This is a genomic window from Zoogloea sp., assembly GCF_023150065.1.
GTDB lineage: Bacteria > Pseudomonadota > Gammaproteobacteria > Burkholderiales > Rhodocyclaceae > Zoogloea.
Genome location: NZ_JAKLLN010000008.1, coordinates 18024 through 35582, shown reverse-complemented (window position 1 = coordinate 35582; position 17559 = coordinate 18024). Strand labels below are relative to the sequence as shown.

Annotated in this window: 20 protein-coding genes and 1 pseudogene; 14 read left to right on the top strand and 7 right to left on the bottom strand. The window is 68.7% G+C overall.

Annotation, left to right across the window (positions count from 1 at the left end):
* Positions 1 to 3 precede the first annotated feature (3 nt).
* From L6Q67_RS11465 to hisI, 5 genes and pseudogenes are all read right to left on the bottom strand, one after another.
* Positions 4 to 657, bottom strand: a complete 654-nt coding sequence (locus L6Q67_RS11465) for a DUF1826 domain-containing protein (RefSeq protein ID WP_296569381.1) — start codon at positions 655 to 657, stop codon at positions 4 to 6.
* Positions 658 to 674: 17 nt separating this feature from the next.
* Positions 675 to 1415, bottom strand: a complete 741-nt coding sequence (locus tag L6Q67_RS11460) for a ZIP family metal transporter (RefSeq protein WP_296569377.1) — start codon at positions 1413 to 1415, stop codon at positions 675 to 677.
* 139 nt (positions 1416 to 1554) lie between these two features.
* A pseudogene (locus L6Q67_RS11455) lies at positions 1555 to 1686 on the bottom strand (GTP-binding protein); the annotation flags it as partial.
* Positions 1679 to 2908, bottom strand: coding sequence for a zinc metallochaperone GTPase ZigA (gene zigA, locus L6Q67_RS11450; protein WP_296569374.1), 1230 nt, complete (start codon positions 2906 to 2908; stop codon positions 1679 to 1681). The gene zigA and the pseudogene L6Q67_RS11455, both read right to left, overlap by 8 nt.
* Entirely contained in the window at positions 2905 to 3345 is a 441-nt protein-coding gene (gene hisI, locus L6Q67_RS11445; RefSeq protein ID WP_296569372.1) for a phosphoribosyl-AMP cyclohydrolase, read from the bottom strand. Before hisI ends, zigA begins: the two co-directional genes overlap by 4 nt.
* Positions 3346 to 3412: 67 nt before the next feature.
* Here hisI and L6Q67_RS11440 point away from each other — a divergent pair, with 67 nt between their 5' ends.
* A complete protein-coding gene (locus L6Q67_RS11440) occupies positions 3413 to 3886 on the top strand; it encodes a transcriptional repressor (protein ID WP_296569370.1) in 474 nt (157 codons plus the stop codon).
* Positions 3887 to 3939: 53 nt separating this feature from the next.
* The gene (locus L6Q67_RS11435) at positions 3940 to 4806 is read left to right on the top strand and encodes a spermidine synthase-like protein (protein WP_296569366.1); all 867 of its coding nucleotides are present in this window, start codon (positions 3940 to 3942) and stop codon (positions 4804 to 4806) included.
* A 22-nt stretch (positions 4807 to 4828) separates the two neighbouring features.
* Here L6Q67_RS11435 and L6Q67_RS11430 read toward each other — a convergent pair whose 3' ends face one another.
* Positions 4829 to 6709 (bottom strand): diguanylate cyclase, encoded by a 1881-nt coding sequence (locus tag L6Q67_RS11430; protein WP_296569363.1) that lies wholly within the window; start codon positions 6707 to 6709, stop codon positions 4829 to 4831.
* 249 nt (positions 6710 to 6958) lie between these two features.
* Here L6Q67_RS11430 and gluQRS point away from each other — a divergent pair, with 249 nt between their 5' ends.
* Positions 6959 to 7888, top strand: coding sequence for a tRNA glutamyl-Q(34) synthetase GluQRS (gluQRS, locus tag L6Q67_RS11425; protein WP_296569361.1), 930 nt, complete (start codon positions 6959 to 6961; stop codon positions 7886 to 7888).
* Here gluQRS and L6Q67_RS11420 read toward each other — a convergent pair.
* Positions 7879 to 8814, bottom strand: coding sequence for a MerR family transcriptional regulator (locus L6Q67_RS11420; RefSeq protein WP_296569359.1), 936 nt, complete (start codon positions 8812 to 8814; stop codon positions 7879 to 7881). The two genes, gluQRS and L6Q67_RS11420, sit on opposite strands and share 10 nt — an antisense overlap.
* 84 nt (positions 8815 to 8898) lie before the next feature.
* Here L6Q67_RS11420 and L6Q67_RS11415 point away from each other — a divergent pair, with 84 nt between their 5' ends.
* From L6Q67_RS11415 to L6Q67_RS11365, 11 genes are read left to right on the top strand one after another with little or no spacing between them, the layout of a single operon-like run.
* Positions 8899 to 9108, top strand: coding sequence for a hypothetical protein (locus tag L6Q67_RS11415; RefSeq protein WP_296569356.1), 210 nt, complete (start codon positions 8899 to 8901; stop codon positions 9106 to 9108).
* Positions 9109 to 9121: 13 nt separating this feature from the next.
* Positions 9122 to 9685, top strand: a complete 564-nt coding sequence (locus tag L6Q67_RS11410; protein WP_296569355.1) for a glutathione peroxidase — start codon at positions 9122 to 9124, stop codon at positions 9683 to 9685.
* A gap of 38 nt (positions 9686 to 9723) precedes the next feature.
* Positions 9724 to 10524: a GTP cyclohydrolase FolE2 gene (gene folE2, locus L6Q67_RS11405; protein WP_296569352.1), complete on the top strand. Its 801-nt coding sequence runs from the start codon at positions 9724 to 9726 to the stop codon at positions 10522 to 10524.
* A 36-nt stretch (positions 10525 to 10560) separates the two neighbouring features.
* The gene (locus L6Q67_RS11400; RefSeq protein WP_296569348.1) at positions 10561 to 11901 is read left to right on the top strand and encodes an FAD-dependent oxidoreductase; all 1341 of its coding nucleotides are present in this window, start codon (positions 10561 to 10563) and stop codon (positions 11899 to 11901) included.
* Positions 11901 to 12674, top strand: coding sequence for a DUF1365 domain-containing protein (locus L6Q67_RS11395; RefSeq protein ID WP_296569345.1), 774 nt, complete (start codon positions 11901 to 11903; stop codon positions 12672 to 12674). Before L6Q67_RS11400 ends, L6Q67_RS11395 begins: the two co-directional genes overlap by 1 nt.
* Positions 12671 to 13900, top strand: coding sequence for a cyclopropane-fatty-acyl-phospholipid synthase family protein (locus L6Q67_RS11390; RefSeq protein WP_296569341.1), 1230 nt, complete (start codon positions 12671 to 12673; stop codon positions 13898 to 13900). Before L6Q67_RS11395 ends, L6Q67_RS11390 begins: the two co-directional genes overlap by 4 nt.
* Positions 13884 to 14414 carry a chalcone isomerase family protein gene (locus L6Q67_RS11385; protein WP_296569340.1) on the top strand — a complete coding sequence of 177 codons (531 nt, stop codon included), beginning with the start codon at positions 13884 to 13886 and terminating at the stop codon, positions 14412 to 14414. The genes L6Q67_RS11390 and L6Q67_RS11385 overlap by 17 nt, the downstream gene beginning before the upstream one ends.
* A complete protein-coding gene (locus L6Q67_RS11380) occupies positions 14411 to 15664 on the top strand; it encodes an MFS transporter (RefSeq protein WP_296569337.1) in 1254 nt (417 codons plus the stop codon). The genes L6Q67_RS11385 and L6Q67_RS11380 overlap by 4 nt, the downstream gene beginning before the upstream one ends.
* On the top strand, positions 15661 to 16188 hold the full coding sequence (locus L6Q67_RS11375) for a DUF3833 domain-containing protein (protein WP_296569334.1): 528 nt from the start codon (positions 15661 to 15663) through the stop codon (positions 16186 to 16188). Before L6Q67_RS11380 ends, L6Q67_RS11375 begins: the two co-directional genes overlap by 4 nt.
* Before the next feature lie 2 nt (positions 16189 to 16190).
* Positions 16191 to 16982 (top strand): SDR family oxidoreductase, encoded by a 792-nt coding sequence (locus tag L6Q67_RS11370; protein WP_296569331.1) that lies wholly within the window; start codon positions 16191 to 16193, stop codon positions 16980 to 16982.
* Complete coding sequence (locus L6Q67_RS11365; protein WP_296569329.1) at positions 16979 to 17419, top strand: nuclear transport factor 2 family protein; 441 nt, start codon at positions 16979 to 16981, stop codon at positions 17417 to 17419. Before L6Q67_RS11370 ends, L6Q67_RS11365 begins: the two co-directional genes overlap by 4 nt.
* Positions 17420 to 17559: the final 140 nt, after the last annotated feature.

Here is a 17559-nt window from a genome sequence, read left to right as displayed (position 1 = left end):
GGCTCACCACACCCCGTCGGCGGCCAGCACCACGCGGGGAAGGGCGTCCGCCGGAACCGCCGGAGAGCGATGGATGATCCCGCGGCCGCCATTGCCCTGCCACAGGCTGCCCTTCAGCAGGGCCACGGTGAAGCCGGGAATGCGCTGGATCTGCGCTCCGGCGCCGAGCAGGCCCGAGTGTTCGTCGGGCAGCCCGCCCGCGCCACTGCCCAGCTTGCTGCGATCAGCGCCGGCATCGTCCAGCCATTCCGTGCCCGGCCCCCGGTAGGTGCACAGCAGGCGGATGCCGACCCGGTCCACGTGCAGGCGCGGGCACATGGCTTTGTCGATCACCTCCAGGCGCAGGCCGACATGGGGGCAGTCCAGCAGATCGCCCAGCAGTTCGGCGAGCTGGCTGATGTCCCTGGCCAGGGACTCGCGCCCGGGGTGGTCGGGGAGTTCCCCCAGCTCAGGGCATTGCCCGGCCTCAAGGGTGGTGCGCAGCCCGCGTCCGAGGCCATGCCTCGATGCCTCCAGGTAGCTGGCGATGAGCGGATCCGCCGGGCGTTGCCAGATGGCGAGCTGGACATCCGGCTCGAAGATGCCGACCAGCGCGGCCGGAGAGTGGGTGACGAGGGTATGAGAGGCGTGGGTGGAGAGGTGGTGGCGTGCGTTCATGGAGGGCTCCGTGGTGATCAGTGGAGAAAGACCATGCCGGCCGAGAGGAGGGCGATGCCTGCCGCCATGAAACCCCCGTGCCAGGCAAGGTCGCCCTTTTCCTGGCGCAGCCAGGGCATCAGGTCGGAGACGGCGAGATAGATGAAGCTGGCGGCGGCGATGACGAGCACATGGGGGAGCCAGCGCCCGGCGTCGCTCAGCCAGAAGTGCCCGATGAGGCCACCCAGCACGGCGGCCAGGCTGGACAGGCCGTTCCACAGCAAGGCGCGGCTCCGGCGCCAGCCGGCGGCAAGAAGCAGGATGAAGTCGCCGGCCTCCTGGGGGATTTCGTGGGCGGCGATGGCCAGCGCCGTCGCCCAGCCCAGCTGCGGATCCACCAGGAAGGCCGCCGCCAGCATCAGGCCGTCGGTGAAGTTATGCACCGTATCACCCAGCAGGATGATCGGTACCGTCCGGGCCAGCTCATGGCCGTGCGCGGCATCGTCATGACTGTGGCGCCACAGGGCGGCTTTTTCCAGAAAGAAGAAGGCGAGCAGCCCGGCCAGCAGCAGGGCAAAGAGGGTGTGGGTCTCGAGGCCGGCCTCGGCGGCTTCCGGCAGCAGGTCCAGGAAGGCTGTGGCCAGCAGCGCGCCGGTGGAGAAACTGACCATGCGCGTCAGCCAGCGGCGGGGGAGCCCGAAGGTCAGCAGCGCGGCGGCGCCCATGCTGAGGAGGCCTCCGGCGATGCAGGCCAACAGGGTGTGGGTGAGGGGAGGCATCAGCAGGCGGCCTTCCCGACGAGGCTGCCATCCAGGAGGCGGTGGTCGAGGGCGTCGCGGGTGTCGGCGAGGAGGGTGCCCAGGTGGTTGATGTCGATCGTCATGCCGGTGACGGGGTCGGCATCCACGGCGCGATCTTGATCAGCACCGCGGCCCGGGCCATCTCCGGCTGGCGCAGGAGATGGTTCAGCAGGGGCGTCTTGCCGGCACCGAGAAAGCCGGTGAGCAGGGTGATGGGTACCCGGGCGTCGTGCACCTCGTGCTCATCCATGGGTGGGCTCCTGGGCAGCGAAGGCCCAACGGGGAAAGGGGTCGGCCAGCTGTGTCCATGCCGCGGGGCTGCTTGCGTACTCGGCGTCGTTCAGCAGGCAGGCGTCCAGGCGGGCACGGAGGGCGGCTTCGTCCATGTCGATGCCGATCAGCACCAGCTCCTGCTGGGCGTCGCCGACGGCGGCGTCCCAGCGGGCACGGATGGCGGCCAGGCCTTCCTCGTCCTGGGGCCAGCGCTCCCGCGGCACGGCGGCCCACCACAGGCCGGCCAGCTCGTGACGGACCACCGCCCCGGCCTGGGACCAGCTGCCTACCATGGTGGGGCGACTGGCCAGCCAGAAGTAGCCCTTGGAACGCACTACGCCGGGCCACTCCTGGTTGATCCATTCGTGGAAGCGCTGGGGATGGAAGGGGCGCCGGGCCCGGTACACGAAGCTGGTGATGCCGTACTCCTCGGTTTCCGGCACGTGCTCGCCGCGCAGTTCGGCCAGCCAGCCGGGCGCTTCGGCTGCGGCGGCGAAGTCGAAGCGCCCGGTGTCGAGAATGCGTTCCAGGGGCACCTGGCCGAAGCGGGCGTGGACGATGTCGGCGCGGGGATTGAGGTTCTTCAGCAGGCCGTCCAGGCGCTCCAGTCCGGCCGCGTCCAGCAGGTCGGTCTTGTTGAGGACGATGACATCGCAGAATTCCACCTGATCCACCAGCAGGTTCACGACGGTGCGCTGGTCTTCTTCGCCCAGGCTCTCGCCCCGGTCGGCCAGGTAGTCGGTGGAGCCGTAGTCGCGCAGGAAGTTGAAGGCGTCAACGACGGTGACCAGGGTGTCGAGGCGGGCGATGTCGGACAGGCTGACGCCGTTCTCGTCCCGGAAGGTGAAGGTTTCTGCCACCGGCAGCGGCTCCGAGATGCCGGTGGATTCGATCAGCAGGTAGTCGAAACGGCCTTCCGCTGCCAGGTGGCGGATCTCCACCAGCAGGTCTTCGCGCAGGGTGCAGCAGATGCAGCCATTGCTCATTTCGACCAGTTTTTCCTCGGACCGGGACAGCCCGGCGCCGCCTTCGGCCACCAGGCGGGCGTCGATGTTGACCTCGGACATGTCATTGACGATGACCGCCACCTTGAGGCCCTGCCGGTTGTGCAGGACGTGGTTGAGGAGGGTGGTCTTGCCGGCACCGAGGAAGCCGGACAGGACGGTGACGGGCAGTCTGGCCCGGGGGGACGGGGTCATGGGGCCTCCTGGGTGGAAATCGGGGCGGGCAGGGCAGGGAGTGGGGCGTCGAGGACCTCGACCCGGTCACCTCGCACGCCGTTGTAGAAGCAGCTGCGCCGCCCGGTGTGGCAGGCACCCCCGAGCTGGTCCACCTGCAGCAGCACGGCGTCGCCGTCGCAGTCGAAGCGGACATCGATGACATGTTGCCGGCAGCCCGAGGTCTCGCCCTTGCGCCACAGGTTGCGCCGGGAGCGGGACCAATAGCAGGCCTGGCCCGTGCTCAGGGTCTCTACAAGCGCCGCCCGGTTCATCCAGGCCAGCATCAACACCTCGCCCGAGTTGTGTTGCTGGGCGATCGCGGTGATCAGGCCATCCTGGTTCCAGGGCAGGGTGTCGAGCACGGCCTCCAGGGGGAGCTGACTGCCGGGAGGGGCAGACTCAAGTCGGGTTAACATGGCAGCCTGATAATGTGTTGGAAGTGCAATGTTATAACATTGCATTGTTGCCCGTGTGAACTCCCCCATGAATACTGCCGCCCCTTCCCCAGACGCTGTCGAAACGGGCTTCCTCGATCAGGCCGAGGCGAGCTGCCGCAGCCGTGGCGCCAGCCTGACGCCGATCCGGCGCCTGGTGCTGGCGCTGCTGCTGCGTCACCCCAGGGGCTTGAAGGCCTACGACCTGCTTGAGCGGATCAAGGCCGACAAGCCGGGGGCGTCACCGCCCACCGTCTATCGGGCCCTGGATTTCCTCATCGAGCAGGGGCTGGCCCACAAGGTCGGGCGCATGAACCTCTTCGTGGCCTGCAGCCAGCACTGCCACCAGGCGCAGATGCCGGGCTTGTTCCTGGTGTGTCCGCGCTGCAACGGGGTGACGGAGTTGCAGGATGATGCGGTGATGGGGGCCCTGGCGGCCAGTCTGGCGGCGGCAGGGCATCAGCTGGAGAGCCCCGAGGTGGAGATCGGCGCGGTCTGCCCGGCCTGTCGGGTGACACCCTGAACGTCTCGGCTGCGGGTTTACAATACAGCCCCGCCTTCGTTCCTTCTGCCGCCGTGCCTCCCGCTGAAACGCCTTCCGTACTGGTACTGCCCAGCCCCTTCTTTTCCGACAGCGACACCATCCGCCTGCTCGAACCAGCCGACTGCGACACCCGTGCGGTGCTCGGCCAGGTGGTGTCGGGGGCCTATGACAAGCCCTTCGTGATCGACGACGGCACCACCCGCAGCCTGCATTTCTCCCTGTCCCTGATCCAGAGCACCATGAGCCTGAAGGACCCCTTCGCGCTGGAACTGGACTACACCCAGGCGATGATGAGCTTCCTGCTCTTCCTGCCCAAGCCGCGCCACATGCTCATGCTGGGCCTGGGGGGCGGGTCGCTGGCCAAGTTCTGCTACCGGCATGTGGGGTCGGCGCGCATCACGGTGGTGGAGATCGACCCCCGGGTGATCGCCTTCCGTGACGAGTTCGAGCTGCCGCCCGACGACGCCCGCCTGCAGGTGAGGGAGGGGGACGGGGCCGATGCGGTGATCGACAGCGCCGGCTGGGACGAGCGCCCCGACGTGATCATGATGGATGCCTTCGACCGGCATGGCCTGTCGGGTTCGGTGAGCTCAAGCCACTTTTACCAGACGGTGCATGACGCCCTGGCCGGGCGCGGGCTGATGGTGGCCAACCTGGCCGGCGAGCGGGCCGACCGGGAGGCCCATCTGGACATGATCGCCGGTGTCTTCGATGACCGGGTGTTGAGCATTTCGCTGCCGGATGGCAACGACATCGTGCTGGCCATCCGGGCGCCGGGCTTTGCCCCCCGCTGGCGCGAGATCGGCAATCAGGCCAAGGCCCTGCGGCAGCGCACCGGGCTGGACTTTCCGCGCTTTGCCGAGCGCCTGGAACGCAGCCGGCGCCTGCGTTACGTGTGAGGTCCGCGCCGCTGCCGGCGGGTCAGCTGTGTTCGATGCGCTGCCCGCCGCGGCGCTTGGCGCGCAGCATGCGCCCGTCGGCGATGCGCAGCAGGCCTTCGGCATTGGTGGCATCGTCGGGGAAGGTGGCCACGCCCAGGCTGGCGCCCAGCGCGTTGCGGGGCGAGGGCTGCGCCAGCGGCTGCAGCAGCATCGACAGGATCTTGGCGGCCACCGGCTGGGCCGCGCCGGCGTTTTCGAGTTCGGGCAGCAGGACCACGAAGGCGTCGCCCTCCAGGCGGGCCACCGTGTCGCAGGAGCGCACGCTGTGGCGCAGCCGGTCGGCCATCTCCACCAGGATGCGGTCGCCGGTGCCATGGCCGGCCAGGTCGTTGATGCGCTTGAAGTCGTCCACATCCACCAGGATGACGCCGATGTGCTCCTGGTAACGCTGGGCGCGGGCGATCGACTGCCCCAGCCTGTCCATCAGCAGGCGGCGGTTGGGCAGGCTGGTGAGGGCATCGTGATAGGCCAGGAAGTGAATGCGCTCCCGGTCGCGGATCCGTTCGGTCACGTCGGTGGCGAGGCCGTGGTAGCCGATGAAGCTGCCGTGCTCGTCATGCCGCGGTGTGCCGCTGAGCTGCAGGCGGCGGGGGGTATGGCTGCCGTCGGGTACGTCCACCGGCAGGTCGCGGAAGCCCTCCCGCTGCTCGAAGGTCTTGCGCAGCATGCCGTGGGCCGGGCGGGCGCTCTGGCCGCTGCGCTGGAATTGCCACCACTTGCGGCCGATGTGACGCTGCAGGCTGTCGTCGGCCGCCATCGCCAGCGGGGTGATCTGCATCAGGCGGTGCTGGCCGTCGGTTTCCCAGTACCAGTCGGCGCTCTGGTGCAGCAGCGCCACCAGCTGGGTGTGGGCCAGGTCGTCCCGGGCCTCGGCGCTGATGCGCTCGGTGATATCGGCGGCGGTCCAGACGATGTGCGCCGGCAGGTCGCTGCCGCCTACCCTCCGCCCGGAGACCTCGGCCCAGAAATCGCAGCCGTCCTGGCGGCGCAGGCGGGTGACGCCCCGGTAGGTTTCGCCCCGGCCGAGGGTGTCGATGGCGGCGCGGGCGTGCCGGCGCCATTCCTGGCGGCTGCCGAAGCAGGCGTCCAGGCGCCGTCCGGCGATGTCGGCCGGCGTCCAGCGCATGAACTCGGGGAAGTGCCGGTTCCAGCGCTGGATGCGGTGCCCGCGCGACAGCACGATGGCCTCGCCGGTGTTGTCGAGCATGGCCTGCTGGAGACCGGCCAGTTCGGCCGGCTCGGCGCCGATCAGGGGACGGCCGTCGCGGGAGGCGGCGAGCAGGTCGTTGAGGGTCAGGGCGAAGAGCACGAACACGCCGAGGAAGATGCTGGCGTGGGGCAGGGTGGCCGGCGGGGTGACCACGGTCTGGATGAACAGGGGCAGCTGCGCGGCGGTGACGAACACCGCGCAGGCGCTGCGGCTGGCGAACAGGATGCCGGCGCCGGCCAGGGTGACGCCGCCGAGGGCCATGAACAGGATGGCCTGGGCCTGGGGGCCGGCCTCGTAGGGGCCGACCAGGGCCAGGGTCCCCCATGCGCCGCCGCCCACCACCGCGATGGCGGAGAGAAGGTAATGGCGCAGCAGGGGGTCATGGATGGGCGTGCCGGAGCGGGCCAGCCGCGCCGGGTGGGTCATGCGTGCGAGGAGCGCCTGGGCGGTGCTCACCCCCAGCCACCACAGCAGGAGCTGCCAGGGGCTGGAGAGGTGGGGCCACAGGCCGGCCACCGTGACGACGCAGGCCAGCTGACCGAGCAGGTGTACGCGGCGCAGGCTGCGCAGGGCATCCGTATGCCTGCCCTGACCGGTGGGTGCCGCCTGCGGCACATCCGGACGGAGAAGGGAGAGGCTGCCAGGTTTCATGCGGAAGGAGTCGGGTGTGTCGGCCTGGGGGGCGGAAATTTGTTGGCTGGCTCAGGCAGGCCTGGCAGGGATCTACGGTGCCTGCCGGATCGCTGCCACAATGCCCCCGGGCAGTGTTTCTGAAATGCCGGGCTGATTATCCGGGGGCATGTGGAGAAGCGGAATATGCCAAAAGTCATAGGGGTATCGCCCAAATCGGGTAAGCGCCTGATTTGTTTAAAGTTGTGTCTTTGGGGTGGGTAAAAATGCATGAAGAATAAGTCGCTGGGCATGCCCGCGATGCCGCTGGTGGGGCGCTTCGCGCCGTCTCCCACCGGCCCGCTGCACTTCGGTTCGATGGTCGCCGCCCTGGGCAGCTGCCTGTCGGTGCGCACCCGGGGTGGGCGCTGGCTGCTGCGCATCGAGGATGTGGACACCCCGCGCAGCGTGCCCGGTGCCGCCGACGGCATCCTGCGTACCCTGGAGGCCTATGGCTTTGCCTGGGATGGCGAGGTGGTGTGGCAGAGCCGGCGCACGACGGCCTATCAGGCGGCTTTCGCGCGACTGGAGGCTGCCGGTGCGCTGTTCGGCTGCGCGTGTACCCGCAAGGAAATGGCAGATTCCGCTCTCGCCAGGGATGGCACCCGGCGCTATCCCGGCACCTGCCGGGCCGGGCTGGCGCCGGGGCGGGAGGCCCGTGCCTGGCGTCTGCGGGTACCGCCGGGGCGGATCTGTTTCGACGACGGGGTGCAGGGCCTCATCGAGGAGGACGTGGCCGCCGACGTGGGGGACTTCGTGCTGCTGCGGGCCGATGGCCTGTTTGCCTACCAGCTTGCGGTGGTGGTGGATGACGCCGAGGCCGGGGTGACAGAGGTGTTGCGGGGCGCCGACCTGCTCGATTCGACCGCCCGCCAGATCGTGCTGCAGCGCCTGCTCGGCTATCCGACGCCGGTCTACGCCCACCTCCCGGTGGCCACCAACGCAGCAGGCGAGAAGCTGTCCAAGCAGACCCTGGCGCGCAGTGTAGAGGGGCAGGACCCGGCACGGGTGCTGGTGGATGCCCTGGACTTCCTGGGCCAGGGCCCGCCCGCCGATCTGGCGGAGTCCGGTCTGGCCACCGTGTGGCAGTGGGCCATGGATCACTGGTCCCTGGCCCGGGTGCCCCGGCGCCGCCTCGCCCCGACGCCGGCTTACGGCTGAGTCACGCCGGCCGCGGCGCGCCATGCGTCGAGGGCGGCCGGCAGGCTGGCAATGGACTCAAACACGGTGATGCCCGGGAGCTTGCGCGCCGCGCCGTGCACGGCCGAACCCCCGGCCCACAGGCTCACCTGTTCGGGCAGGCTGGCGCGCAGGCTGCGCAGGCCCTCGATGGCCTGGCGGGTCGGGTAGGCCGAGCTGAAGGACAGGGCGACGATGTCGAAGCGCCCGCCGGAGGCTGCGCTGCGGATGTCTTCCAGAGGGGTCTGGGTGCCCAGGGAGATGCAACAGGCGCCCTCCGGCGTGATCGCCGCCTCGACCATCAACAGGCCAAGGGCATGCTGCTCCTCGGGGAAAGTGGTCAGCATCACCACCGGCCGGCCGCTGTGGGGAGCCGGGTGGGCGCCGATGGCGGCCCGCAGGATGTTCTGGATCTGCTCGGTGTAGAGGTGTTCTTCCGGCACCTCCAGCTCGCCGCGCAGCCAGGCGTCGCCAACCAGTTGGTTGAGCGGGGCCACCACCTCGCAGACGAAGCGCTGCAGCCCGAGTTTCATCAATAGCTGCTGCAGGCTGCGGCGCAAGTCCTCGTGGAGGTGCAGGCGGACGAACTTGAGGATGGCGGTGAACTGGGCGCTGCGCTCGGGGTCGCCTCCGTCCCGGGGCCTGCCAATCTCGTCGAGCAGCGCCGTCAGGGCCTGCAGCTCCAGCGGAATGATCTTTGCCGGGCGCAGCCCCTGGTCGATCAGGCGTCGCAGCAGGCGCAGCTTGTCCACCTGCGCCAGGGGATAGACCCGCTCCCCGTTGGCGTCGCGCTCGGGTTGCGGAAAGCCGTAACGGCGTTCCCAGACACGCAGGGTGTCCTTGGCCAGGCCTGTGTCACGTTCAACCGCGGCAATGGGAAGGCCTGCAGGTTGGAGCGAGGTGTTCATATTTTGTCCTGGACAAAATGTTGACATGGCGATGATTTGATCCTAGTGTAGGGACGTGATCCCTAATTGTCCAGGACAAACATCATGAACACTCATCGCTTTGAAACCCCCGCAGGGATGCTCTTCTCCCTCCTGATGATGGGTGCCGTGGCCTTTGGCGTTCAGCGTATGGCAGCCCAGCCCCATGTCTTCGAAGGGCCGCTTGCCATTGCCGAAGCCCCGGGCGCCTCGGTTTTTGTCCAGGACGACGATGTGACGATCAAGATCTTCCTCCACCAGAACAGCGGCCTCTGATCCGGAGACGATGATGCCCACCCTGCGCCACTACCTCATCGTTGCCGCCGCCATCTTCGCCGCCGGCGCCGCCCATGCCGCCACCGAGTCCTGCCCGGCCCTGCTGGACCACAACTTCCCGCGGCTCCAGGACGACGCGCCCCAGTCCCTGTGCCAGTACGGGGGCAAGGTCGTACTGGTGGTCAATACCGCCAGCTACTGCGGCTTCACCGGCCAGTACGACGGTCTGGAGAAGATGTATGCCAAGTATCGGGATCAGGGCCTGGTGGTGGTGGGCTTTCCGTCCAATGACTTTGGCAGCCAGGAGCCCGGCAGCAACAAGGAAATCGCCGATTTCTGCCGCCTGACCTACGGGGTCAAGTTTCCGATGTTCGCCAAGAGCGACGTCACGGGGGCCGCCACCAACCCCCTTTACCGCCAGCTCGCCTCCGCCACGGGCGAGCGGCCGAAGTGGAACTTCCACAAATACCTGATCGATCGCAGTGGCCAGAAGGTGCTGAGCTTTCCCAGCACCACCTCCCCCGACAGCCGCACCCTGGTGAACGCCGTCGAAAAAGCCCTCGCCGACCGCCCCTGAGCGCTCCCGGCCCAGCCCCCACAACAGGAGAGATCTCCGTGAATGCACCCGAAAAGCTGCACCTTCCCGATGTCCAGGCCTCCCCGGACCAGCGTCAGCTGGCCATCCAGCGGGTGGGCGTACGTGGTCTGCGCTACCCCCTGCGCATCGTCGACGGGGAGGGGCAGGTACAGCATACGGTGGCGACCCTCGAGATGACGGTCTTCCTCCCGCCCGAGGTCAAGGGCACCCACATGTCGCGCTTCGTCGAGATCCTGGAGGCCGACCGGGCCGCCCTGGACATGGCTGGAGTACGCAGCCTCATCAGCGACACCCTCATTCATCTGGGCGCTCCGGCCGGGCGTATCGAGATGCGCTTTCCCTTCTTCATGCGCAAGCGCGCCCCGGTGAGCGGCGTCGAGAGCCTGCTCGATCTGGATGCGACGGTCAGTGTGGACAAGGCCTTTGGCCGTGAGGTGGAACTCGGCATCAAGGTGGTGGTGCCGGTGACCAGCCTGTGCCCCTGCTCCAAGAAGATCTCCGACTACGGCGCCCACAACCAGCGCTCCCACCTGACCCTCAGCGCGCAGCTGCGGGACGACATGAGCCTGGAAGAGCTAGTGCGGATTGCCGAGGAGGAGGCGTCCTGCGAGATCTTCGGCCTGCTCAAGCGCCCGGACGAGAAGTGGGTGACCGAGCGCGCCTATGACAACCCCAAGTTTGTCGAGGACCTGGTTCGCGACGTGGCCCTGCGCCTGGGCGCGGAGCCGCGTATCGCCGCGTGGACGGTGGAGTCGGAGAACTTCGAGTCGATCCACAACCACTCGGCTTACGCCTTCATGGAAGGCCGCAACGGCTGATCGCCGCTGCCCCACACACAGCAACAGGAGCTCACGATGGACCGTGGACAGGAAGACAGGCTCAAGCCCCAACCCCAGGGGGGAAAGCGCATTGCCGTGATCGGTGCCGGCATTGCCGGCCTGGCCAGCGCCTGGCTGCTCAGCCGTGAGCATGAGGTGGTGCTGTTTGAAGGGGGTGACTACCTGGGGGGGCACACCCACACGGTGGACATCGAGGTGGAAGGGCAGCGCTTTCCGGTGGATACAGGCTTCCTGGTCTTCAACCGGCGCACCTACCCCAACCTGTGCGCCCTGTTCGTCCTGCTGGGGGTGGATGCGGTGGAGAGCGAGATGTCCTTCGGCGTGAGCCTGACGGCAACCGACCTGGAGTGGGCCGGCAGCGATCTGGGCAGCCTTTTCGCCCAGCGCAGCAATCTGCTGCGGCCGGATTTCTGGCGCATGCTCCAGGACATCCGGCGCTTCAACCGGGAAACCACCCGCATGGCGCAGGACGGCAGCACCCCGGACATGGCCCTCGGCGACTACCTGGTTACCCACGGCTACAGCCACGCCTTCCGCGACTGGTATCTGATCCCCATGGCGGCAGCCATCTGGAGCTGTCCGACCCGCAGCATGATGGCCTATCCCCTGGCCACCTTCGTGCGCTTCTGCCACAACCACGGCCTGCTGCAGATCTTTGACCGGCCGCGCTGGTACACCGTCCGCAACGGCGCCCGCAGCTATGTGGAAAAGCTGCTGAGCGGCATCCATGAAGTGCGCGTCGCCACCCCGGTGCTGGCGGTGCGCCGGGAAGCGGGTTTCGGCGTCAGCCTGCATACCCGCAGCGGGGTCGAGCGTTTCGACGAGGTGGTGTTCGCCTGCCACTCCGACCAGACCCTGGCGCTGCTTGGCAGCGACGCCAGCGAGGCCGAGCGTGCGGTGCTGGGGGCGGTGAAATATCAGCACAACGATGCCTGGCTGCATACCGACACACGCCTGCTGCCCCGTCGCCCGGGTGTGTGGTCGGCCTGGAACTACCTGTCCGGCCACGGTGCGCCGGGAGAGCGGCCGGTGTCGGTGTCCTACCTCCTCAATCGCCTGCAGCCCCTCCCGGTGAGCACGCCGGTGGTCCTGTCCCTCAACCCCCTCGTCGAGCCGGCCGCCGACACCGTGTTGGGGCGCTACGGCTATGCCCACCCGGTTTTCGACCAGGGTGCCATCGACGCCCAGGCCCGTCTGCCGGACCTGCAAGGGCAGCGCAACAGCTGGTTTGCCGGCGCCTGGACGGGCTACGGCTTCCATGAGGACGGGCTCAAGTCGGCCCTCGCAGTGGCTTCGGCGCTGGGCGCCGAGGCGCCCTGGCAGGGCAGCGGGCTGCGCAGCGGAGCCCTCGCCTGATGAGCGCCGATCTCTTCGCGCCGGCGGTGTGCATGGGCGCGGTGATGCACGAGCGCACCCGCCCGGTGCACAACCGCTTCATCTACCCCCTGGCCACCCTGCGCATCCCCCTCAGCCGCCTGGACGGTTTGCGCGTGCCGCTGCTGGGGGTGGATCGCCCCGGCCTGTTCTCCCTGCAGAGCCGGGATCACGGCGCCCGCAACGGCGCGCCCCTGTTGCCATGGATCCGCGATCTGCTGGCTCGCCATGGGCTGGTCGACGCCGATGGCGAGGTGGTGTTGCAGACCATGCCGCGCATGTTCGGCTTTCTCTTCAACCCGGTGAGCTTCTGGTTCTGCCATGACCGGCAGGGCGGCCTGCGGGCCGTGCTGGCCGAAGTCAGCAACACCTTTGGCGAGCACTACAACTACCTGGTGGCCCACCCGGACCATCGCCCCATCACTGCCGGCGACGAGCTGACGGCGTGCAAGGTCTTCCATGTGTCGCCCTTCTTCCCGGTGCGTGGCGAGTACCGCTTCCGCTTCGCCCGCCAGGGCGGGGTGGTGAGCACGGCCATCGACTACTGGGAGGGTGGGCACTGCCAGCTCGCCACCCGTCTGTCCGGGCGCGAGCAGCCCCTCAGCGGCCGCGCCCTGCTGGCCTGGCTCGGGCGCCTGCCGCTGATGAGCTTCGGGGTGGTGGCCCGCATCCACTGGCAGGCCCTGCGGCTTGCCGTCCGTCGCGTTCCTTTCTTCCGCAAACCCCAACCGCCCACAGAGGAGCTATCGTCATGAACCGGCTGGAACACCCCTTTGTCGGCGCTGTTGCCGATCAGGCCGCGCACCTGCGCCGCGGCACCCGTCTCGTGCTGGCCCTCCTCGACAGCATCGAGGGCGGCGCCATCGACGTCCACCTGGGCGACGGTCTGACCCGACGCGTCGGCCGTGGCCCTTGCGTGGCCCACATGCGCGTGGAGGACGAACGTGTCTTCGACGACATCCTGGCGAAAGGCGACATCGGCTTTGCCGAGGCGTGGATGGCGGGCGACTGGCATACGCCCGATCTGGCGGCCCTGCTGACCCTGCTGGCCCGCAACCGGGACACCTTGCAGCGCGCCATCCACGGCAAGGCCTGGCGCCTGATCGGCCACCGCCTAACCCATATGCTGCGGGCCAACACCCGGGCGGGCTCCCAGCGCAACATCCAGGCCCACTACGACCTGGGCAACGATTTCTACCGCCTGTGGCTGGACCCGGGCATGACCTACTCCAGCGCCCTCGGCCTGGGGGCCGGCGAGACGCTGGAGGCCGCCCAGCGCCGGAAGTACCGGCGCATCCTCGATACGCTCGAGTTGCAGCCCGGGCAGACCATCCTCGAGATCGGCTGCGGCTGGGGTGGCTTTGCCGAGATCGCCGTGCAGGAATACGGCTGCCGGGTGCTCGGCTTGACCCTGTCGAAGGAGCAGCTGGCGTGGGCGCGGCAGCGGGCGGAGCAGGGCGGCTGGGCCGACCGCGCGGACTTCGAACTGTGCGACTACCGGGATGTGCGTGGCAGCTATGACCACATCGTCTCCATCGAGATGATGGAGGCGGTGGGTGAGCGCTTCTGGCCGGGCTACTTCGCCCAGATCCGCGACCGCCTCAAGCCCGGCGGCAGCGCCGTGGTGCAGACCATCACCATCGCCGATGCGCTGTTCGCCAGCTACCGCAAGGGCACCGACTTCATCCAGCGCTACGTCTTCCCGGGCGGCATGCTGCCCAGCCCCGAGGTGGTGCGGCGCCAGGCCGCCAAGGCCGGGCTGGTGGTGAGCGGTGACCTGGCCTTCGGCCTGGACTACGCCGAGACCCTGGTGCATTGGCACCGGCGCTTCGAAGCGGCGCTGCCGGCGGTGCGCGAGCTGCGCTACGACGAGCGCTTCGTTCGCCTGTGGCGCTTCTACCTGGCCTACTGCGAGGCCGGCTTCCGCGCCGGCAGCGTGGATGTGCATCAGTTTGCCTTCCGCCATGCGCCGGCTGGCTGAGCTCCTGCTGCTGGCGGCCATGGCCCTTGCCGCGCTGCCGGTGCAGGCCAGCCTGCCCGAGCCGGTGAAGGCCCTGGCGCCGGCCTGGCGCAATCTGGGCAGCGGCGATGCCAGCTTCCTCGGCTTGCGCCTCTACGGCGCCAGCCTGTGGGTGAGCGGCCAGAGTTATCGGGACGATGCCCCCTTTGCCCTGGCCCTGACTTACGCACGCGCCTTCTCCCGGGACACCCTGGTGTCCACCAGCCTGGACGAGATGCGCCGCCTCGGGGGCGCCGACGATGCCCGCCTGGCCCGCTGGAAGACCGAGCTGGAGCGGGTCTTTCCGGATGTGGCTGCGGGCGAGACCATCGTCGGCGTGCATCTGCCCGGCCGTGGTGCCGCCTTTTATCACCAGGGCCGCCTGTCCGGTGAGGTGATGGACCCGGCCTTCTCCCGGGCCTTTTTTGCCATCTGGCTGGACAGCCGCACCCGGGTGCCGGCCCTGCGCAGCCGCCTGCTCGGACCGCCATCTTGAGCACCGCCTCCGTCCGCCTGCTGAGCCTGCGCTACGGCCTGCTGGGCCTGCCCCTGGCCTTTGCGGCGCTGCCCATCTACGTGCATGTGCCCAAGCTGTACGCCGATCAGGCCGGACTGAGCCTGGCACTGGTGGGGACGATCCTGCTCCTGACGCGGGTTGTGGATGCCCTCAGCGATCCGCTGATCGGCTGGGCTTCCGACCGCTTCCTCAGCCGGCGGCGGCTCATCGCCCTGGCTCTGCCCTTGCTGGCGGTTGGGGTGGGGGGCCTGCTGGCACCGCCCGCCGGAGCGGGAGGGCTGTGGCTGGCGGGGCTGCTGGTGATGGTGACCTTCGGCTACTCGCTGGCCAGCATCAACCACGGTGCCTGGGGCGCCGAGCTCGGGGAAGGCAGTGACATGCGTACCCGCCTGGTGGCCGCGAGGGAAGGCTTCGGGCTGTTCGGCGTGCTGCTTGCCGCGGCTCTGCCGGGCCTGTTGGCGCAAGGCACCGAGGCGGGGCTGGCCCGCACGGGGACGGTGTTCATCGTAGTGCTGGCCGTGGTGGCGCTGGTCAGCCTGCCCGGCATGCCAGCCGGACAACGCCCCGCGGCCCCGCTGGAGAGCCCCTGGGCAGCCCTGCGGGGCGCCCTCCAGGACAGAGCCTTTGCGGCCCTGCTGGGGGTGTTTGCCCTCAACGGGATCGCTGCCGCGGTGCCGGCATCGACGGTGCTGTTCTTCGTGGCCGATGTGGTGCGGCGGGAGGATCTGTCGGGGCTCTTCCTGGCCCTTTATTTTCTGGCAGGTGCTGCCGGCCTTCCCGTGTGGGTGAGCCTGGCCCGGCGGGTGGGCAAGCCCCGGGCCTGGCTGATCGGCATGGGGCTGGCGATGGCGGTGTTTGCCTGGGCGGCGTTGATCGGCCCTGACGACACGCTGGCCTTCGGGGCCATCTGTGTGCTTTCCGGCCTGGCCCTGGGCGCCGACCTGGCCCTGCCGCCGGCCCTGCTCGCCGACCAGCTGGCGGGTCGCCCGGAGGGGCGCGCCGGGGCCTGTTTCGGCTGGTGGGCCTTCGTCACCAAGGCCAACCTGGCCCTTGCCGCCGGGCTGGCCCTGCCGCTGCTGGGCTGGCTCGGCTACGAGCCGGGAGCCCGGGAGGAGGGCGCCGTGGCTGCGCTGTCGGCCGTGTATGCCGTGCTCCCCCTGGTACTCAAGTCAATGGCGGCAGTGGCCCTGTGGCGCTGGCGCCGGATCATGGAAGGAGAAACGCAATGAGCAAACAGGCCATCCTGCTGGCAGGCTTCGTCGGCCTGGGCGGCTGTGCCTCGGTGGAGGTGGCGGATTACGCCACCGAGAAACCCGAGCTCGATCTGACCCGCTATTTCAACGGCACCCTCGACGCCGACGGCATCTTCCAGGACCGCTCCGGCAAGGTGGTGAAGCGCTTCCATGTGCGCATCGATGCCCGCTGGGCGGGCAACACCGGCACCCTGGACGAGCGCTTCACCTACTCCGACGGCAGCACCCAGCGCCGGGTATGGACCCTGACCCGGCTGGATGCCCACCGCTACACCGGCACCGCCGATGACGTGGTCGGCGAGGCAAGCGGCGAAGCCCGCGGCAATGCACTACGCTGGAAGTACGTGATGGCCCTGCCGGTAGACGGCAAGGTCTACAACGTGGATTTCGACGACTGGATGTTCCTGATGGATGACCGGGTGATGCTCAACCGTTCCGTGATGAGCAAGTTCGGCTTCCGGCTCGGCGAAGTGACCCTGAGTTTCCGCAAGCGCGAGTAAGCATGGGCATGGGCTGGTTCGATCCGCTTAACACACCGATCACCGACTGGCAGGGGCGGAGGGTGTGGATCGTCGGTGCCTCGTCGGGCATCGGTGCGGCCCTGGCCACCGAGCTGGGGGCCCGTGGCGCCCGCCTGGCCCTGTCGGCGCGGAGTGCCGAACGCCTGCAGCAGGTGGCCGCCGTCCTGGGCGATGCCCTGGTGCTACCCCTGGACGTGACCGATGCGGGGGCCTTCACCCCGGCCGTGATGCAGCTGCTGGATGCCTGGGGCGGGGTGGATCTGGTGATCCTCAACGCCGGCACCTACTCGCCCCTGCGGGCCTGGGATCTGACCACCGACAACGCCCGCCATACCGTGCACACCAATCTGCTCGGGGTGATGGACGGCGTGGCGGCGGTGCTGCCGCAACTGCTCCGCCAGGGGCACGGGGCGGTGGCCATCGTCGGCAGTGTGGCGGGCTACCGGGGCCTGCCCAAGGCCCTGGCCTACGGGCCGAGCAAGGCGGCGCTGATCAACTTTGCCGAAACCCTGTATCTCGACCTGGCCCCGAAGGGCGTGTCGGTGTTCCTGATCAACCCCGGTTTCGTCGCCACACCGCTGACGGCTCAGAATGATTTCGAGATGCCCGCGCTGATCTCTGCCCCCGACGCGGCCGCGCGCATCGTCAGGGGCTTCGCCAGCGGTGCCTTCGAGATCCATTTTCCCCGCCGCTTCACCGGCGCCCTGAAGCTGCTCGGCCTGCTGCCCGACCGGCTCTACTTTCGTCTGATTGCCCGGAGCACCGGCCTGTGATCGACTCGCAGCAGGCGCTGGCGCGGGTCGTGGTGTTCTACGAAACCCTCTCTCCGGCGAGCCTGGCCCGCATCGCCGAGGTGTATGCCGACGACGCCCGCTTCAAGGACCCCTTCAACGATGTGTGCGGGCTGGCCGCCATCGAACGGGTCTTCCGCCATATGTACACCCAGGTGCAGGACCCGCGCTTCCGCGTGACCCGCTGCATGGCCGAAGGGGATGAGGCCTGGCTGGCCTGGGAGTTCGAGTTCCGTTTCCGGGGCTGGCAGGCGAGGCAGGTGCAGTGCATCCGCGGCGCCACCCACTTGCATTTTGGTGCCGACGGCCGGGTGGCCACCCACCGGGATTACTGGGACACCGGGGAAGAATTGTTTGCCCGGCTGCCCCTGCTCGGCACCCTGATGCGCTGGCTGCGGGGGCGCCTGGCGGCCCGTTGAGTGGGGGGGGCGCGAGTCCTCTCCGAAGCCGGTCGGGGTGCTTTGTGAATGATTGATTCATGCCGGGCCGCTGTGATGATGTTTAACCCCTTGCTGCAGTGCGATCTCTAAAATCCGGACCTGATTCTTTGCGTGGCGAT

Bases quoted from the DNA above. Each gene is read 5' to 3' on its own strand.
- L6Q67_RS11375 (WP_296569334.1), top strand. From the start codon at position 15,661: ATGAGCAAACAGGCCATCCTGCTGGCAGGCTTCGTCGGCCTGGGCGGC.
- L6Q67_RS11460 (WP_296569377.1), bottom strand. From the start codon at position 1,415: ATGCCTCCCCTCACCCACACCCTGTTGGCCTGCATCGCCGGAGGCCTC.
- L6Q67_RS11400 (WP_296569348.1), top strand. From the start codon at position 10,561: ATGGACCGTGGACAGGAAGACAGGCTCAAGCCCCAACCCCAGGGGGGA.
- L6Q67_RS11410 (WP_296569355.1), top strand. From the start codon at position 9,122: ATGCCCACCCTGCGCCACTACCTCATCGTTGCCGCCGCCATCTTCGCC.
- gluQRS (WP_296569361.1), top strand. From the start codon at position 6,959: ATGAAGAATAAGTCGCTGGGCATGCCCGCGATGCCGCTGGTGGGGCGC.
- L6Q67_RS11430 (WP_296569363.1), bottom strand. From the start codon at position 6,709: ATGAAACCTGGCAGCCTCTCCCTTCTCCGTCCGGATGTGCCGCAGGCG.
- L6Q67_RS11440 (WP_296569370.1), top strand. From the start codon at position 3,413: ATGAATACTGCCGCCCCTTCCCCAGACGCTGTCGAAACGGGCTTCCTC.
- L6Q67_RS11420 (WP_296569359.1), bottom strand. From the start codon at position 8,814: ATGAACACCTCGCTCCAACCTGCAGGCCTTCCCATTGCCGCGGTTGAA.
- L6Q67_RS11415 (WP_296569356.1), top strand. From the start codon at position 8,899: ATGAACACTCATCGCTTTGAAACCCCCGCAGGGATGCTCTTCTCCCTC.
- L6Q67_RS11385 (WP_296569340.1), top strand. From the start codon at position 13,884: ATGCGCCGGCTGGCTGAGCTCCTGCTGCTGGCGGCCATGGCCCTTGCC.
- L6Q67_RS11370 (WP_296569331.1), top strand. From the start codon at position 16,191: ATGGGCATGGGCTGGTTCGATCCGCTTAACACACCGATCACCGACTGG.
- hisI (WP_296569372.1), bottom strand. From the start codon at position 3,345: ATGTTAACCCGACTTGAGTCTGCCCCTCCCGGCAGTCAGCTCCCCCTG.
- zigA (WP_296569374.1), bottom strand. From the start codon at position 2,908: ATGACCCCGTCCCCCCGGGCCAGACTGCCCGTCACCGTCCTGTCCGGC.
- L6Q67_RS11395 (WP_296569345.1), top strand. From the start codon at position 11,901: ATGAGCGCCGATCTCTTCGCGCCGGCGGTGTGCATGGGCGCGGTGATG.
- L6Q67_RS11390 (WP_296569341.1), top strand. From the start codon at position 12,671: ATGAACCGGCTGGAACACCCCTTTGTCGGCGCTGTTGCCGATCAGGCC.
- L6Q67_RS11465 (WP_296569381.1), bottom strand. From the start codon at position 657: ATGAACGCACGCCACCACCTCTCCACCCACGCCTCTCATACCCTCGTC.